We start from the raw sequence: 17,973 nt of genomic DNA on the forward strand, positions 1-17,973 counted from the left end.
CATCCCGGATATGCGTCCCTGCGCATGCACGGCGGCGTGCCCGGGGCTTGCGGGGGGGCTGCAGGTGGGCATGGCATGTCGCCGGCCCGGCGCACCGGGCATCGCCGTGGCGCAGGCTGGAGCTACCTGGGCCCTGCATCGAGCAGCGTCTCGTCAAAGAACGAACGTGCCGATTCCGCGACCTCGACCTGTAGCCGCTCCCGGTCGATACCCGCTGGGTCACGGCAGAGCTCCGGCACAGAGCGAGCCATCGACGCGGGGCAGGGCGCCAGATAGACGTAGTGGTCCGCCCCGACGATGCCGCGCCATCCGCGCAGATTGCGCACGCCATGTCGTACGGCGAGTGCGTTCCAGCGGGGCTTGAGCACAGTATCGGCCATCGCGGCATGCACGAAGACCGGTCGGGTAACGGCACCCAGAGACTCCTTGTCAAAGAAGACCGCCAACGGTGACATCACGAAGGCAGAGCGTATGCGCGGATCGGTAGTCTGCAGGCTCTGGTCGAAATGGATGGCCTTGCTCGGGGAGAGGACACACAGCTCCTCGTCTTGCGGGAACTGCGTGCAGTACTTGGCGTGGTTCGCTCCATCGGGGGTGGCCCCCAACAGCAGCAGGCTGGTGTAGCCCCCCGCCGAGAATCCGGCGACACCGATCCGATCAGCATCGATTCGCTCCCCCAGTTCGGGGGCCTTCATCAATGCATCCAGAAGGGCGGATATCTGCCACGCCCGACCCAATAGAACCCTGTCAGTGCCGAAGCCGCTCTGGTCGCGATAGCTGTCCCCGGCATGCTCGATCGCGGCAACGATGTAGCCGGCGCGGGCCAGCGATACTGCCAGCGGATGGTGACCGACAGCGCTTCCGCCATGGCCGTGCGACAGCAGTACCAACGGATGCTTGCCGGGAGCTGTCGGCCGGGAAAACTCGCCTTCGATCTCGTAGGTGCCGACCTTTGTGGTCGCGGTGTCTTCGACGGTGGGATGGAAAATCATGGCGGGCATGACCGTGCCGGTCCGTGGCTCCTGCACTTCAATGGTGCGCAAGCCAACGCCGGTTCGTGCCTGGGCAAGTACGGACTGCACGCAGGCAAAGAGAACCACGAATAGAAAAAGGTGCGATCTGATACGCATTGCCGGTCATGCTCGGGATGGTGCACCGAGTAGAACTTCCTTCGCGTGGAAATGCGTGGGTCATTGGTCATTCGGCTGCGCGTGCCATCGAAGGCCGTGGGCGGGGATCACGCTCATCGTCAGCATTGGTGCCGGATGAGAGGCCAGTCGATCGGGGCGGGCAGTACGTCTGCTACCTTCGGATGCTGCACCCTGTCCGGTGTTTCGGTGTGTCCTGGCCTGTCGTGAGGTGTCCTGGGGACACGCATGGTCGATCGTGCCGCATGGCATACTTCTGGTGCTCTGCGCGATCGCGCTGATTGATGCTCCGATCGCCTGGGTACCCCGTTCGGCGCACCTGTTCCTGCTACCCCTTGCCGCCGGGGGGCGTCTACGTTCGAGGCGCGCGACCGGTATGGCTCGCTGCCATTTCCGCTTGCATGCCTGGGCATGTTCTCGGCATTTGCGATCGGGGCACTTGACCCGTTTGCCCCGAGGGTTTCACCTCCGCTGGAGGTGCGTGCCTGGGGGGCCAGGTTGAACGCGGCGTTCTCGATGGCCCTGCTGGTGGTGATCTTTGCGCTCTATCGCAACGAGATAGGCAAGCGTCTGCGTCTGGAGCGCGATCTTGCCCGCGCTGTCCGGAAGGGCCAGTTTGAAGTCCACTACCAGCCGCAGTTGCTCAGCACCGACGCCGTCATCGGCGCCGAAGCACTGGTGCGTTGGCGCCATCCATCCGGCACTCTGCTTTCGCCTGATGCCTCTATCCCGCTGGCCAAGGACAGTGCCCTGATCTGTGATCTTGGCCTAGCGGTCCTTCGCCAGGGCTGCGATACCCTGCGTGACTGGTCGCGTGATCCGGCGACCCGCGCGCCGACGTTGGCGGTGAATGTCAGTCCGGTGCAGCTCCTGGACGATGAATTCCTGGGCGCCGCGTCCGCGCTAATACATTCCTCCGGGATGACCCGGGGCTGATGGAGTCCGAGCTGACCGAGTCGGCACTGTCTATGGACGCCGCGCCGATCATCGGTCGGATGATGGCATTCGAAAGAATGGGCATCACCTGGGCGCTCGATGATTTCGGAACGGGCTATTCCTCGTTGTCCACCCTGCGCGCGCTGCCGGTCCGGAAACTGAAGATCGACAGGAGATTCGTTGATGAGGCGGTCAACTAGGAGGGAACACGGCGCCTACTGGACAAGATCATCGAGATACCGCACGTGATGGAAATGGATGCACTGGCCGAAGGAGTGAAGACCGTTGAAAAGCGAGACCTGCTGGTCAGCCTGGGTTGCACCCGGTTCCAAGGGTATTTGTTCGCCCATCCGATGACCGGTACCGCGTTCAAGCAATGGTTGATGGCTCGTCCCTGCCAGCACCCAACGGCATGTGGAGTGGGCTTGGCGAAGTAACGCGGGAGCCGGGGATCTCGCATGCCATGCAGATCGCGTCGCGCACAGAATGTTACTGCGCACCTGGAAGAAACTCAGTGGGCTTCCGGACGGCCCGCTGCGCCGGTGGCGTCTACCAGGCACAGCCTTGTCCCATGGACGCGGACGACAGGGGGAGCAGGTCTGACTACAACCAATGGCACGGGTGCATGCGCAGCCTTCCACCTAGAATCGCGCTGCTTCCAGTTCCAGAAAGGATTAGGTCATGGCTAGATCACGATGGACTTGCGTGGTCATGCTCTGCGCGTCGTTCGCCGCTGCAGCAGCGAAGGACGAGGCGAGAACGAAGGTCATCGTACTGGGGGTTGACCATGCGGGGCAGCTCGTGGCTCCGGCGGACAGCCCGGCGCACCTGGCTGCGTTCCTCGCCCGTGCCGATCCCGATGCAATCTGTATCGAGCGGTCTCCGGAGGAGTTCGCCCGCAATAGCTATTACGAGTTCACCTATGAGATCCAGGACGTAGCGGTGCCCTTCGCAAGGGAGAATGGAATCGTGCTGTGCCCCGTTGACTGGCAGCCTTCAGCCGAGGATGCCAGGCTGGGATTTGATCTTGATCTGTCCTCCGTTCCGGAAGTAAGGCCCGAATCGGGCTACCAACAATTCCTCTCCTTTGCCGAGCCCGCCCAGCTGCGACGCACGTTGTTTCATGCCGACAATCCGGACAACACGCAGCGGATCGTGCATTGGGCAACAACGCCGGCAGTGAAGGCTGAGCACGACTTGCCACGGCGCATGTACCTGTATCGGACGTTCCTACAGGCCAAGCGTCTTGCAAGTGCTGCCAAGGCACGCCCCGGATCGACGGTGGTCCTGATCGTTGGTGAGTTTCATAAGCGCGACATAGAGAGCATCTTGTCCACGGATGCAGGGATCGAGATCGTTCAGCCGTCGGCACTCGGGAATCCCACCCGGAGCGAGCTGGCGGCGGCGTGGCGGCGTGACCACTACGCCGCCATCGCCACATTCAACCTGCTCGGCGTGCAGGCTGACACCGGCAACATCGACCATGAGTACGTGGGCAACGCACTGATCTCACTGGAAAAGCATGGGCAGACCCCGGAGACCCGGCTGCTTCAGGCGCGCGCGGCCCTGTTGGCCGGACGGATGGGCGCGGCCGAAGCGATCGACGTGTATCAGCGGGTGGCCCAGCAGGCGGGAACTGCCGCCTTCACCTGGACGGGGGTTCAGGATCGGACGCGATTGGATTCCTACTTCGACCCATTTGGAAATCTGACTGTTCGGCAACGCGCGCTGCTGGAAGTAGCCCGTGAGCGGGCCAGGCTGGGGGATGCCGACCAGAGTGACCTCAGGCGGAAGATTAGTAGCGAGCTCAGTACGCGTCAGGCCATCCAGCTTGCTGCTTACTGGGATCGCTATATCTCAGGGTCCGGGCAGACAGGAGGCTAGGCGGCCGTGTCACGGGCGCCGTCCCACGCCAGGCATGCGAATGCCGTCGGGCGAAGTGGGTATGGCCACACCCGCAGGGGCTGCGCTGGCCGCAGCCGCCGGCACGTTCTTCCGCGCCGCCTGGATCACGGCGCCTGACCCGCGGGCGGGATCGCGGCTTCCCGCCGTACGGCCGCGGCTTGTCCGCCTAGGTTCTGCAGGGCGCAAAGGCATCCAGCGTCGGTTGGTAGACCGCGCTCTGGACGTCGAATAGCCCTAGCATCGAGTGGTAGACGTTGTCGTGGCTGTATGCATTGTGCATGGCGTTCCGACGCAGGCAGGCGTGGTCCAGTGCGGCGTTCTGCAGGAACTGCGGCGATAACCACATGATCATCGGGATGTGGGTCTGCTCGCGTGGCGCGATCGCATAGGGCGTGCCATGCAGGTACATGCCGCGCTCGCCCAATGATTCCCCGTGGTCGGAGACGTAGACCAGCGCAACGTCGCGTTCATCGGAGTAGTGCTGCAGTAGCGCTATGGTCCGGCCGAGCATCTCGTCCGTCTGCAGCAGCGTATTGTCATACGTGTTCGTCAGCTCCTCCCTGCTGCACCTGTGGATCTGGTTGCTGTCGCAGGTCGGGATGAAGACCCGATTGTGTCGCGGATAGCGCTCGAAGTACGTTGGCCCGTGGCTCCCGAGTTGGTGCAGCACCACCAGGGCATCTCCATGCATGGTGTCGATTCGTGCCTGGAGCCCATGCAGCAGCACGCTGTCATGGCAGGTTCCATCCTTGTTTGGGCAATCGCCAGCGATCTCCATGCGTGGCATGTCCTCGGTGAAGATGCGATCACAGACGCCCTTGCAGCCGCCGTTGTTGTTGTTCCGCCACAGAACCTCAACTCCGGCGCGTTGGAGGATGTCGAGCAGGTTCTCCTCAGATGCGGCACGTGCGCCGTCGTAGTCCGAACGGCCCATGCGCGAGAACATGCATGGAATGGAGATCGCCGTGGCCGTGCCGCAGGACGATACATTCCTGAAGCTGATGATGTCCGAATGCCGGGATAGGGAAGGATTAGTTGGGCGAGGATAGCCATTGATCTGGAAATTCTGCGCCCGGGCCGTCTCGCCGACCACCACAATCACTAGCTTTGGTCGGGCGGCAGGGGAGCGGGGAAGGCGAATGGCATCCTCGCCGACGCGCTGCAGGGGCTGCCGTTTTGCATCATGGTTGCTCGTCAGGTAGCCATGTGCATGGCGGACAACATTCAGGGGGAGGACGAGGTCGCGGATATGACGATTGTTGCGGAGTAGGGACGCATAGTCTTTGTAGAATCCCAGCGAAATAATGGAAACAGTCATCGCGGAGACGAGAATGCTGCCGGTCCACCACAGCGCAGTTCGCGACAGGCTGGCGTTCCTGGCCTTGGACAGGGCGAGCATCGTCGCGGGAAGCACGCCGAGCCCGATGATCGTCAGCAGCAGTGGAAGCGAAATGTAGGACGCCAGCTCTGCCTGGTTCGTCTCGAAGAAGTTCTGAACCATGCTGCGGTCGATCAGTACGTTATAGTGCAGCATGAAGTAGCTGCAGCCCGCGCTGATGATGATGAGCAGCGCCAGTAGCGGCTTGCGCAGATAGGGGACGAGCAGTATCGGCGTCAGCAGAATATTGAAGGCGAAGAAAAGAAAGATCGGAAGGCTCAGGAAGAAGAAGAAGCTATGCGGATCATGGATTTCAATGGCGGCCGTGAGCGCCTTCCAAAGGGCGGGATTGCCGATGCTGGTGAAGAATAGTGCGACTATCCAGCCAAGCTGGATCGGATGCAGGCGCAAGGATGTCAGGCGATGAAGCACGCACGGTTCCAATGAACAGAAAGTCCGCGCAGTCTCGAGAAGCCATTGTCAGGAAGTCGTCAGTCGATTGTTCGCCGATGATCCGGTTACTCATCATTGAGGACAACCCGGAGTTGGTGGCGAATCTGTATGCGTTCTTCGAACCTCTGGGATACCTCTTGGATGATGCGCGCGATGGTGCTTCCGGCCTGAGGATGGCTACACAGAACGACTACGACGCTATTCTCCTGGATCTGATGTTGCCGCGGCTGGATGGTATGGCCCTGTGCCGTAGGCTGCGGGAGGAGTTCCAGGATCCCGTCCCGGTTTTGATGTTGACAGCACGGGACCCCGTGGATGATCGGGTCCAAGGGTTTGAAGCGGGAGCCGACGACTATCTTGTAAAGCCCTTCTCATTGAAGGAGCTCGATGCGCGCATCAAGGCTCTGGTTCGTAGGGCGCAGGGAAAGCATGTGCAGGGGGAGCTGGTCTGGGGGGACCTACAGGTAGATAGCCGCGTTCCCCGAGCGGTGCGCGAAGGGCATGTCGTCACCTTGACGCCGAGCACTCACAAGCTCCTGCTTCGTTTGGTCCGCGCTGCTCCTGATGTTGTCAGGAAGCAGGAGATGGAGTACTTGCTCTGGGGTGAGGAACCGCCGGAAGGCGGCGCTTTGCGAATGCATATCCATGAGCTTCGTCAGTGCATCGACAGGGGCTTCTCCAGTGCCCTTGTCGAAACTGTTCATGGGGTGGGCTGGCGGCTTCACGCCTCTGTGAAGGCCGTGCGGGAATGAGTGGGGTAGAAGTCTCACCATGAAAGGCATCTTTCGCCAGGTGACGCTGAAGACGCGCATCACGATTTCGTTCGTGCTGCTGATGGTGGGCGTCATGGGGGTAGTAGTCGCAGCCGAGCAGCTTGACTACGATGATCTGAGAGCCTACGTGATATCGAAAGGGCTTCATGGTGAAGCGCTGCAGATTGAGGGCGACATAACCAAGGGTTTGCAGCCGAGCATGAAAGCAGGCAGTAGGCTCTATGATTCGCGGTCGGTACCAAGCACCTTGCTTCAATACCAGCCGGGCTACCATAACGTCGAGCAGCCTGATGTATGGCACTTGCTGGTCTTCGACTTGAATGGAGAGCGGTACTACCTTTTGCAGGATGCTGAGCGATATGCATATCTTGAGCATGTAATAGATGCCTACGCGGCTGTTGTCATACTCTTTTGCATATTCTGTGCGTTCTGGATTGGCAGATTGACCGCAGCACGGGTTATTTCCCCCATCACGCGCTTGGCCGAGGCCGTTCAAGGCAAGCAAATGCCGTTTCCATTTCAGGACGCGCGTGATGAGATTGGTGTGTTGGCACGTGCCTTCGCAAAGCATAGCGACGAGGCTGAGCAGTTCCTGCAGCGCGAGCGGTGCTTTGCTGGTGACGCGAGTCATGAGCTGAGAACACCATTGGCGATCATCGCCGGCGCAGCAGAAACAATCGTGCACCAACTGCCTGCAGGGAGCCATCTGATCGCGAGCAGCGAGCGGATCCTGCGTACTACGCATGAGATGCAGCGACAGCTTGCTTGCTTGCTGCTGCTATCACGTGATCCTCATGGATTGGTTAGGACTGAGATTCTTCTGAATCCGCTGATTGAGGAGTGCATGCTGCGTTGCGAACCCTGGTTGGAAAGAAAGCCCGTAGCCCTGGTGCTTGATGCCGTGGGAGAGTCAAGGCTGCATACCAATGCGGAACTGGCACGCAGTGTTGTCTGGAATCTCGTGAGGAATGCCTGCCAGTACACGGACGAGGGTGAGGTCCGTATAGTTCTCAGGGGTGGCCGGCTTACGATATCTGATACTGGCCCCGGTCTTCCGCCAAGTATTGACCCCCGCCATTTCGAGCGATTCCTCGCTGGTTCGCAGCAAAGTGGCGAGGGCCTTGGTCTTTCGATCGTACAGCGTATCGTCGAGCATCTTGGTTGGCGGATGACGGTGAAAAGCTCGGACACGGGCTGTTGCTTCACGCTCGATATGAGCGGAGCGACGTAAGCATCGATTCCAATGTCATGCGGCGTCGGGGCGGGCGAGGTCGAACTATCGTGCCGGAGGTGTCCAGTCGGGCACTCGTGCTGTGCATGAGGCCACCCGGTCAGGCGGGCCAACCGGATGGTAAAAAACTTTCGCTTGCGTCGTTCATTGGCTGATGTATATCGCGCAGGCATGGCGGCCTGGGCGCCGATAGTTTCCTGACGAGTATCGGGTCTGACAAGGTCCTGACATCGAGATTCGCACACTGTGCCTTTGGGAGCGGGCAGGAGAAGTCGGATGAAAGCATCGGAGTCTGCGAAAGAAGGCAAGTTCGAGCACGGGAGATCTGGCGTCAAACGGATCATCCATACGGCTCTGTATTCGCGGGATGGCTTTGTCGCAGCCTTTAGAAGCGAGGCGGCATTTCGTCAGCTTCTGGCTCTGCACGGTGCGTTGATACTCGGTGCATTTGTATTGGAGATCAATGCCTTCGAGCGTGCGATGCTGCTTGCAGTGTGCTTCATAAGCCTGCTGGTGGAGCTTCTCAACTCCGCCATAGAAGCAGTTGTTGACCGCATTTCGCTGGAGATCCATCCACTCTCCAAGCGTGCAAAGGACATGGGTAGCGCGGCGCAGGCCGTGGCGCTGACGATGGTTGCTACCGTGTGGGGGTTGGTTCTGTTGGCGTGAAGGACCGGGGCTACTCTGATGAATGCAAGTCCCGGTGAGGCGTTCTGCATGATGCTGACCGGCTTTTGGAATGGTCCGTAGGAGCGTTAGTAACATGCACCAACGTTGGGTGCTGACGTCTCCTGTTGGTGATTCTGGAAGCAAGCATCCGTGCTTTGAGACGATCCCGCAAAGGGGCGTGTCTGGATTTCTAGGTTAACGGTACTTTGAATCGCCTTGGTTTGAAGCCGGCCATCATTCGGGACCATGTCCGCTCCTGGCGGCTGGGTGTCATGCGACCCATAGCAGCCATTGGTGCGGCCGCCGAGCCTACCGCTGGGTCCGGTTGTACGCTGGGTTGTTAGCCGGACCCAGCGGCCCTAAGATCGAGCTGTATCAAGGGGAAAGCCCGCCATACGGTGCTTTGTGGATAAGTCGTATAACCGGACCCACGGGTCCGTCTATTAGGTAGTTATGCCCCATCCCTCAGACCGCCTCAAGCTGCTGATTCAATCAAACGCCGAGGAGGTCGCGCAGTTGCATGCGCGCGTGCACGAGACATTCGCGCAGCGGGATCGAAGTCCTGACAAACGCCAAGAGTGGGAGCGCGCCTGCGAGATCTTCCACTCTAGATACAACGAACTAGCATTTCCCGGCGGCTTTGAGGAGGCGCTGGACCGCATCGTGGCTGGTGACGCCGAGTCTATGGAGGCTGCTATCTGCTTCCTTGAGCTTCGTCCCTATTTCTTCCGGTCTGGCTACATGTTTGAGTCAATACTCCGCAGGGCCAAGCGTGCGCCACTCTCCCAAGAGCAGGTCGCTAGGCTGCAGCACGTCATTCAAGCCTTGGCTGCATGGCGCTCAAAAAGGGCCACCGCAAATGGGGCATAACAATTCATTCAAGCCGAAGCCGCTTCGCGGCTCGGCTTAATTCAGGCGATAGGTGCTGATATGGAAATGCGTGCCGCGGTCGGGATGCCTACACCTTTGCTCTTCACTCTATCTGGAGCCTGGCTTATCTCGCTGGCGAGCTTGATCGCCCTGGACTTCCGCACTCCCCTCAAAGGCCCGCTCCTCATTCTTATGGGCCTATCCTCCGTTGTCATGCTTGTTGTTGTTCCAGCCGCAGGCTATGCCCTGATCACCAACAAAGCGCTACGGACCGCAGCACAATGCATCAGCTTTTGGCTCTGCCTGCTATGCCTGACTCTTCTTTTAGCTTCTCTTGTCGCCGGCCACCTTGCCTGGAGCAGTTGATGGAATTTCCCGGGTCAACACCTAACAGTTCATTCAAGCCGACGCAGCTTCGCGGGTCGGCTTAATTCCGGAGTTAGGCTTTAGAGAACGCACATGGCAGGCCAAGTCACGCAGCTACGCGAACTGATCGAAACCCGCCTTCTAGAGGCACCAAGTGTGTCTCTTGTTGATGTCCTTGCAGCTTTCGATCACCAAATCCATTGCCTGCCCACCACGTGGCGCTGGAATCAAGCGATCGCGGAGGTAGCAGAGCCTTTGGTCTTGTCCGCTGACAGGACCCATGTGGAGCTCTCTACCGGGCCCAAGCTTGCCAAACTATCGGACTCAGACGTTTCCCGTGTTGTTGCACTGTACCTGAGGGCTATTCGGCATAAACAGCCAGGGTACGAGGCCTAACAGTTCATTCAAGCCGGCGCCGCTCCGCGGCGCGGTTTAACTCGAGCATTGCGAACGTCCGCTCCTGGCCGGTCGTTGCCGGTCAGGTTAGGCACAGCACGGTGGTTGGCTTCGATGATGGTCCGGGTGCAGATTCTTTCGGCAACAGGGTTTCGAGCTACACGAAAGTCTGCGCATTCTCCTAGGTTGGGTCGCCCGAGTTGGTGCGGACACGTAGAAGGAGCTACCAGGGTGACGCGCAAGTCAAAGAGGCGCGCAAATCGGCGCTGCGCGTTGCATTGATCGGCTAACTGAATCTAGGGAATGGGGGTTGCTTATGATCAGTTCAGCGAAAATTATGCGTTGCGGATTGCAATCCTTGTCACGAGATCGATTGGGGGCATGTGCGGGGGCATTAAGGTTGTTCTAATTTTTGAAAATTGATGTTAATCAGATAGATGTAGAACTTATTCGAATCCCTCCGGGGCGCCAGATTCACTTCCGGAAACCTCCCGGAATGCCCAGGAACCCGGGAGCGATCCGGGGTTTCTGCTTTTCCGCGCCGTGCCGGTGCAGCCGGTCCGGCCGATGCAGGCCAGCGATGGGCAGGGCAGGCGCGCCCGATGGCGTGCAATGCCGCTGTCATCATCGGCCGCGATGATGCGCCGCCTCTGTGCCTCGGTGGGCGGTCGTGAGCAGCGTACGGATCTGGGAGAAGAGCTATGCGCTGCGCCGCAGGCTGCTGCGTGGCTTCTTCCTCCGCCGGGGCTCGCACGCCGCCGATGCCGAGGACCTGGCCCAGGAGGTCTACCTGCGGCTGCTGCGCAGCACCGGCGACAACGCCGAGGCCATCGCCAACCCCGAAGCCTACCTGTACACCGTCGCGGCCAACCTGGCGCGCGAGCAGGCGCGTTCGCGCAGCCTGCAGCCGGCCCTGGAGGACGTGGACCTGTTGGCCGAGGTACTGAAGAGCGAAGAGGACCTGGAAGGCGACTTCGAGCGTATGCAGCGCTGGAGCGACGTACGCAGCACCATCGCGCAGTTGCCCGAGGTCACCCGCCAGGTCATGGAGCTGCATTACCGCGAAGGCCTGGAATGTAGCCGGATCGGCACCGAGCTGGGCGTGTCCGTGCACATGGTGCGCAAACACATCGGCAAGGGCCTGGAGGCCTGCAGGAAAGCCTTGTGCATCACGGAGGAAGCATGAGCCAGGCGTCATCGCGGGCCGATGCCGAAGATCCCGGCCAGCAGGCGCTGGACTGGTTCCTGCGCCATCGCCAGGGGGAGCTGGATGCCGCCCAGGAAGCCGCCTTCCTGGCCTGGCTGCAGCATTCGCCCGAACACGTGCGCGCCTACCTGCGCGCGCTGAACCTGCACCGCCAGGTGGGCGCGGCGATGGCGCCGACACCGGCACGTGCGGGAACTGGCCGCGCGCAGGGCAATGTCGTGCCCTTCTTCACCGTCGCGCCGCGGCATCGCCAGCCGCAGCGCGCACCGTGGCGTTGGCGCGCGCTGGCCGTCGCGGCCTGCCTGCTGCTGGCAGTGGGCGGGCTGGCCCCGCACCTCTGGCCGCAGCCGACGCGCTTCAGTGCCGGGCACGGCCAGTTGCGCGACATCGTGCTGGCCGATGGCAGCAAGCTGCGGCTCAACGCGGACAGCACCGTGCAGGTGCGCATGGGTTGGTTCGGGCGGCAGGTCGAACTGCTGCACGGCGAAGCCAGTTTCGATGTCGCCGCCGACCGCCGGCCGTTCGAGGTGAACGTGGCGGGGCTGCGCATCCGCGACATCGGCACGGTGTTCGACGTGGCGCGCCGCCTGCAGGGCACCCGTGTCGGCGTGGTGTCGGGTGAAGTGGAGATATGGAGCGGGCGCGGGGACACACGGCGGCTGGCGCAGCTGGATGCCGGGCGCGTGGTGCTGATCGAGCACGCCAGCCAGGCGGTGCAGCCGCTCGACATGCCGGCGTCGATGCTGCTGGATTGGCAGCAGCGCAAGGTCTCCTTCCTGGACGAGCGCCTGGACGAGGTGGCCGCCGCCTTCAACCGGCACAACCAGGTGCAGGTGCAGGTCATCGACGCGCGCGCCGCGGCGATGCGCCTGTCCGGCAGCCTGGAAGCCCACCGCATCGATGCGCTGCAGGCGTTCCTGGCGCGTGACCCGCGCTTCGTGGTCGAACGTGACGGTGACACGGTGCGCGTATCCAGCCGCTGAGCGATGGCTGTCAAAAAAATTTCATCGAATCCGCGTTCTCCATTCCCGCGCTTTCCCGCTCATTCCTGGAATAGGCCGTCTTCGCTTTCGACGGCGGCGCAACTGCCTACCTCCTCCCAGGAATCGTGATGCGCAACAAGCTCTACCTCTCGGTTGTCCTCGCACTCTCCCCCTGCTTTGCCGGCCATGCCGCCGCGCCCGCTGCACAGGGGCTGGAGGCGCGCCTGGCCGCACCGATCGCGGCACAGCCACTGAACCGCGCGCTGGAGCAGCTCTCGCGCAGCTCCGGGGTGCAGTTCCTGTACGCGGCCGCCGGCACGCCACGCATGGCCGGTGCGGTGGCACCGGGCGCGACGGTCAGGCAGGCGCTGGACACGCTGCTGCAGGGCACCGGACTGGGCTACACGGTGATGGAAGGCAACGTCATCGCCATCGACCCGGCACCGGCACCGCGCGCGCCGGCCGCGCCGCCGCCCAGGCCGCGCGAGAGCGTCCCGGCCGCCGCCGCGACGCTGGGCACGGTCAAGGTGATCGCCGCCCACGAGGTCATCGACCAGAAGAAGCACTCACCGGTGATCAAGGACTCGGTGATCTACGACGAGATGGACAGCTACGGCGACGAGACGCTCGCCGAAAGCCTGATGGCGGCGCCGGGGCTGAGTGCGGTGGAGGACGCCGGCGAGCCGCGCTACGTCACCGTGCGCGGCGTGCAGGCCAACCTCAACTACACCACCATCGACGGCATCGCCATTGCCAGCGTCGGCGGCAGCGGCTCGGGCGAGCGCATGAACAACCTGCAGCTGATCCCCAGCGACATCGGCACCCGCACCGACATCTACAAGAGCTTCAGCGCCGAGCAGGCGCCGGACGCGATTGGCGGCGTCATCGACATCATCAGCCGCAGTGCGTTCGATCGCTCCGGCAAGTATGTGTTCGCCGACGTTGCCGGCATCTACTCCACCGCCCAGACCAATGTCGACCGCAGTGCCGGCGGTGACCACAAGACGCTCGGCCACTTCGGCAAGAGCGCCAAGCTGGTGTTCTCCGACCAGTTCGGCGCCGATGACCAGTTCGGCATCGTCGCGGTGGCACGCTACGAGCAGCGCTCGCGCAACAGCACCAAGCGCTGGGTGGAGTCGAACTACTACTTCAACGACGCGGGCAAGTACCTGACCGACGGCAGCACCGACCCGACCGAACTCAAGGGCTGGAACGGGCTGCGCGCGCCCGGCAACTTCAGCACCGGCACCTACACCAACTTCATCACCAACTTCGGTGGCTCGGCCAAGCTGGAGTGGAAGCCCTCGCAGGACCCGTTCTACGGCTCGTTGCTGCTGTACTCGTACCGGTTCTACGAGAACTCGACGATGAACAAGACCGACCTGTACTCCAACGCCAAGTTCCCGATCCGGGACCAGACCGCCGAGGGCGGCACCACGCAGATCAACAGCATCTACATCAAGAACCGGCACGACCGCTGGGACCGCAGCAACCGTGGTGCGATCGCCAACTTCAGCTGGGACCTGGGCCAGGACACCCGGCTGACCCTGCGCGGCGGCCACACCGAGGAAACCTTCAACAACACCCAGACCTACTGGGGCGTGCGTGCCTATCCCAGCAACCTGTTCGTGGACTATGCCAACGACAAGCATGGCTTCCCCAATGCAGTGGGCGTGTCCGACCCCAGCCTGCTGACCAGCTCGGCGCTCAAGCTCAACCCGGCACAGGCGTACATCTCGCCGCGCGATGCCAAGGAGACGATCGACAACCTGCGCGTCGACTTCACCCACAACATCGGTGCCGATGCGCGTGGCTTCGGGCTGGCCGCCGGCGCCGAGTACCGGCACCTGAACATCTGGCAGGACATCGACTTCGATTACTACAAGACCGGCGCCACGCTCAACGACTACCTGTACCCGGGCGCGACGCTGCTGGGCACGGTGCCGGGCTTCCCGTTGATCGACAACCCCAAGTGGACCGAGGAACTGCTGCCGACGCTGGGCAACAACGACGCGGCCTACCCGAACGCCGATTTCACCAGTGACTACAAGTACGTGGAGGACATCGCCAATGCCTATGTCTCGGCGCATTACGCCTGGGACCGGCTGCTGCTGATCGGCGGCCTGCGCTACGACGACACCTTGTTCGACGCCTACAGCCCGTACAGCGCCAACGGCGGCACCACGTACACCGCGGATTTCCGCAGGAGCAGCGGCGGCTACAGCAACCTGCTGCCGTCGCTCAACGCCACCTTCAGCCTGGGCGAGGACCAGCGGCTGCGATTCTCGGCCAGCCAGACGCTGGGCCGGCCGACGCCGAGCAACATCGCCCAGGCCACCAGCAGCAGCTGCAGCGACGACCAGGACGGGCGTGGCTTCTGCACCATCAAGCAGGGCAATGCCGGCCTGGACCCACGCCGGGCCACCAACATCGACCTGGCCTGGGACATGTACTTCAACGGCAACAACGGCATCGTCTCGGTGGCGTTGTTCGACAAGGTGATCAAGGACGACATCTACACCCTGACCACCTTCCAGGACATCGGTGACACCACCTACCGGGTGACCCAGCCGATGAACACCGACGAATCGAAGCTGCGCGGCGTGGAGTTCGCCGTGGCCAACCGCAACCTGCGCTGGGGCCGCCAGCGCTTGGACATGTTCTTCAATGCCACCCGCCTGGACGGGCAGACCGACTACAAGATCAGCGACGGCACCGAACGCCGCCTGGACCGCCTGCTGTACCAGCCGGACTGGTCGCTCAATGGTTCGGTGATCTGGCGCATGCCCTGGCAGAAGGCGCAGCTGCGCGTCTCCGGCACCTACCGCACGCGCATGCTGGTGGACTTCGGTGACACGCAGTGGCTGGACTCGTACTACGACCCGTACATGACCTTCAACCTGGCCTTCAGCCACAAGGTCAGCAAGCACTTCACGCTCAAGTACGAAGCCAAGAACCTGTTCAACACGCAGCCGACCTACAGCACTGGGCCGGACGGGCGCTTCCGTACCGAGATCGACGACTACGGCCGCTTCTACTACTTCCACATCATCTACAACTGAGCAGGTGCGCCATGGACAAGATCAACCGCAGGCGCTTCCTGGTGCTGTCCGGGCTGGCCACGGCCGGCGCATGGATGGGTACCGCCGCCGCCCTGGCCGCCGAGCTGGATGCCAAGGCCTTGAACCCGCGCAACCTGCTGGCCACGCCACGCTTTGCCGGCACGCCGTTCACCCTGGGCGTGGCTTCGGGCGACCCCGCGCCGGATGGCATGGTGCTGTGGACGCGGCTGGCCACCGAGCCGCTGCAATACGGCGGGGGCATGCCGGCGCGGCCGTTGATCGTGGACTGGCAGCTGGCCGATGACGCGGGCATGCGCCGGGTGCTGCGCAGCGGGTCGGCGCTGGCGCATCCGGAACTGGGCCACTCGGTGCACGTGGAGCTGGAAGGGCTCGCGCCGGGACGGCCGTACTGGTACCGCTTCAGTATTGCGGGCCACGCCAGTGCGACCGGCTGCACCCGCACGCTGCCGTCACCCACGGCCGAGGTGGACCGGGTCCGCTTCGCGGTGGCCGGTTGCCAGCACTACGAAGAGGGCCACTACACCGCCTGGCGCTGCATCGCCGAGGAGCCGCTGGACTTCGTCTTCCACTACGGCGACTACATCTACGAAGGCGAGAGCCAGCCCGGCGTGCGCCGCATGAACGGGCAGCCATTCACCAACCTGCGCAACCACGTGGGCCCGCAGACCTACACGCTGGATGATTACCGGCGCCGCTACGCGCAATACCACAGCGATGCCGACCTGCAGGCGGCGCATGCGGCCGCGCCGTGGTTCGTCACCTTCGATGACCACGAGGTGGACAACAACTGGGCCGGCGCGGAGGATCAGGACGGGACGCCAGGCGAACTGTTCCTGCTGCGCCGTGCACAGGCCTTCCAGGCCTATTACGAGAACATGCCGCTGCGACGCAGTGCCTTCCCGCGGGATGGCCACATGCAGATGTACCGGCGCGCACGCTACGGCACGCTGATGGACCTGCACCTGCTCGATACCCGCCAGTACCGCAGCCGCCAGGTCGACATGACGCAGCGTGCCCTGGTGGAATCATCGGAACGCAGCATCGTGGGCGCGGCGCAGGAACGCTGGCTGTTCGATGGCCTGTCCGACGCCACGCCGCGTTGGCACACGATTGCCCACCAGGTGTCGCTGGGCAACTACCTGCGCGAGAAGGACGGGGTGCTGGTGTCTTCCGACGACCAGTGGTCCGGCTACCTGGACAGCCGCCGGCGCCTGCTTGATCACATCCAGCGGGTGGGGTTCGGCAATGTCGTCACCGCCTGTGGCGATGCGCACCGCCACTACGCCAGCGACCTGGTGCAGGACAACGCCGACAGCGGGGTGATCTCTAGCGAGTTCCTGGCCACCTCGATCACCTCCGGTGGCGACGGCCAGGGCGAGGATGCACTGGCGCGCAACCTGCTGCAGCACAGCCCACACCTGAAGGCGACCACCGACAAACGCGGCTACGTGCTGTGTGATGTCACCCGTGACCATTGGATCGGCGACATGAAGACGCTGGACCAGGTGATGCAGCCCGGCGGCAAGCTGGAAAGCTGGCGACGCTATGCCATCGCCCACGGCCGTCCGGGCCTGCAGCCCGCCTGATCGTTCGCGCCCGGCCGTCGCGTGTCGACGGCGGTCGGTGCGTTGGCAGGGCGGCGTGCGTGGCGGCATGATGGGGTCACCACAGGAGCGCGCTGATGCCATCGCCTCGCCAGAAGCAGGATTTCCCGGTCCAGAACGTGCGCCGCTACCTGGAGCCCGGCCCCATCGTGCTGGTCTCCTCGCACTGGCAGGGGCGTTCCAACGTCATGACGCTGGGTTGGCATACGGTACTGGAGTTCTCGCCTTCACTGGTCGGGTTGATGATCTCCCGCGGCAACCACAGTTTCGAGATGATCCGCCGCAGCCGCGAGTGCGTGATCAATGTGCCGACCGAGGCGTTGGTGGACAGCGTGGTACGCGTGGGCAACAGCAGCGGCGCGCAGGTCGACAAGTTCGCCGCGTATGGCCTGGCGACGGCGCAGGCCAGCATCGTTCGCGCTCCGCTGGTCGCGGCATGCCACGCGCACTTCGAGTGCCGGCTGCGCGATGACGCGCTGGTGGAGCGCTACAACTTCTTCATCTTCGAAGTCGTCAAGGCGCATGTGGCGCCTTCCCCGCGCCATCCGCGGACGCTGCATTACACCGGCGACGGCGCATTCATGGTGGCCGGCAAGGTCATCAGCCGGCGCGCGATGTTCAGGCCTGACATGCTGCCGTGATGCGCGCCCGGGTAGTCCCTGTCCCGGTAACTTCATGTTTCGAATCAATGACTTGGATGGGCGGCCCGGCCGTGCTGCACAGGGTTGCTGCGCATCCGGCCGGTCCCGGGCAACCGCGGCCGGCTGCATCCAGGCGTTCGACTGTCCGCCGCGACATCCGGTGCAGCGCCGGCGCCGGGCGCCGGCTGATCACGGCGCGACCACACCGCTGACGGCAGCATGCGCCTCCGCTGGGCGCCAAGACACTCGAAACAGCGCCAGCACAAGGAAAAAGCTGCCGGTGTGGGCATCGCCACCGCAGCGCACAGGGCGCTCCAGCCCGGAAAAAGC

General features: G+C 62.8%; 13 protein-coding genes and 1 pseudogene. 12 read left to right on the forward strand and 2 right to left on the reverse strand.

What is annotated here, in order from left to right:
• Nucleotides 1–122 precede the first annotated feature (122 nt).
• Nucleotides 123–1,130, reverse strand: coding sequence for a prolyl oligopeptidase family serine peptidase (locus ATCM_RS01930; protein WP_132862580.1), 1,008 nt, complete (start codon nt 1,128–1,130; stop codon nt 123–125).
• A 534-nt stretch (nt 1,131–1,664) separates the two neighbouring features.
• Here ATCM_RS01930 and ATCM_RS01935 point away from each other — a divergent pair.
• From ATCM_RS01935 to ATCM_RS01950, 3 genes and pseudogenes are all read left to right on the forward strand, one after another.
• Nucleotides 1,665–2,084 (forward strand): EAL domain-containing protein, encoded by a 420-nt coding sequence (locus ATCM_RS01935; protein WP_165931099.1) that lies wholly within the window; start codon nt 1,665–1,667, stop codon nt 2,082–2,084.
• Nucleotides 2,084–2,521 (forward strand): annotated as a pseudogene (locus tag ATCM_RS19470) (EAL domain-containing protein). Before ATCM_RS01935 ends, ATCM_RS19470 begins: the two are co-directional and overlap by 1 nt.
• Nucleotides 2,522–2,765: 244 nt before the next feature.
• The gene (locus ATCM_RS01950) at nt 2,766–3,968 is read left to right on the forward strand and encodes a hypothetical protein (protein WP_132862584.1); all 1,203 of its coding nucleotides are present in this window, start codon (nt 2,766–2,768) and stop codon (nt 3,966–3,968) included.
• Nucleotides 3,969–4,155: 187 nt separating this feature from the next.
• Here ATCM_RS01950 and ATCM_RS01955 read toward each other — a convergent pair whose 3' ends face one another.
• On the reverse strand, nt 4,156–5,799 hold the full coding sequence (locus ATCM_RS01955; protein ID WP_132862585.1) for a phosphoethanolamine--lipid A transferase: 1,644 nt from the start codon (nt 5,797–5,799) through the stop codon (nt 4,156–4,158).
• Nucleotides 5,800–5,876: 77 nt separating this feature from the next.
• Between ATCM_RS01955 and ATCM_RS01960 the strand changes: the two genes are divergently transcribed.
• The 9 genes from ATCM_RS01960 (at nt 5,877) to ATCM_RS02000 (ending at nt 17,643) form a co-directional block, all read left to right on the forward strand.
• The gene (locus tag ATCM_RS01960; RefSeq protein WP_132866039.1) at nt 5,877–6,572 is read left to right on the forward strand and encodes a response regulator transcription factor; all 696 of its coding nucleotides are present in this window, start codon (nt 5,877–5,879) and stop codon (nt 6,570–6,572) included.
• 19 nt (nt 6,573–6,591) lie between these two features.
• Nucleotides 6,592–7,824 carry a HAMP domain-containing sensor histidine kinase gene (locus ATCM_RS01965; RefSeq protein WP_132862586.1) on the forward strand — a complete coding sequence of 411 codons (1,233 nt, stop codon included), beginning with the start codon at nt 6,592–6,594 and terminating at the stop codon, nt 7,822–7,824.
• A 276-nt stretch (nt 7,825–8,100) separates the two neighbouring features.
• Nucleotides 8,101–8,493: a diacylglycerol kinase gene (locus ATCM_RS01970; RefSeq protein WP_132862587.1), complete on the forward strand. Its 393-nt coding sequence runs from the start codon at nt 8,101–8,103 to the stop codon at nt 8,491–8,493.
• Nucleotides 8,494–9,423: 930 nt separating this feature from the next.
• Nucleotides 9,424–9,729, forward strand: a complete 306-nt coding sequence (locus ATCM_RS01975; protein WP_132862588.1) for a hypothetical protein — start codon at nt 9,424–9,426, stop codon at nt 9,727–9,729.
• A 1,066-nt stretch (nt 9,730–10,795) separates the two neighbouring features.
• Nucleotides 10,796–11,311 carry an RNA polymerase sigma factor gene (locus ATCM_RS01980; RefSeq protein ID WP_132862589.1) on the forward strand — a complete coding sequence of 172 codons (516 nt, stop codon included), beginning with the start codon at nt 10,796–10,798 and terminating at the stop codon, nt 11,309–11,311.
• The gene (locus tag ATCM_RS01985; RefSeq protein WP_132862590.1) at nt 11,308–12,315 is read left to right on the forward strand and encodes a FecR domain-containing protein; all 1,008 of its coding nucleotides are present in this window, start codon (nt 11,308–11,310) and stop codon (nt 12,313–12,315) included. Before ATCM_RS01980 ends, ATCM_RS01985 begins: the two co-directional genes overlap by 4 nt.
• Nucleotides 12,316–12,443: 128 nt before the next feature.
• Complete coding sequence (locus tag ATCM_RS01990; RefSeq protein WP_132862591.1) at nt 12,444–15,377, forward strand: TonB-dependent receptor; 2,934 nt, start codon at nt 12,444–12,446, stop codon at nt 15,375–15,377.
• An 11-nt stretch (nt 15,378–15,388) separates the two neighbouring features.
• Nucleotides 15,389–16,984 carry an alkaline phosphatase D family protein gene (locus ATCM_RS01995; protein ID WP_132862592.1) on the forward strand — a complete coding sequence of 532 codons (1,596 nt, stop codon included), beginning with the start codon at nt 15,389–15,391 and terminating at the stop codon, nt 16,982–16,984.
• Between the two features lie 95 nt (nt 16,985–17,079).
• Complete coding sequence (locus ATCM_RS02000) at nt 17,080–17,643, forward strand: flavin reductase family protein (protein WP_132862593.1); 564 nt, start codon at nt 17,080–17,082, stop codon at nt 17,641–17,643.
• Nucleotides 17,644–17,973 lie beyond the last annotated feature (330 nt).

Source organism: Stenotrophomonas sp. ATCM1_4, assembly GCF_004348115.1.
Taxonomy (GTDB): Bacteria; Pseudomonadota; Gammaproteobacteria; order Xanthomonadales; family Xanthomonadaceae; genus Stenotrophomonas; species Stenotrophomonas capsici.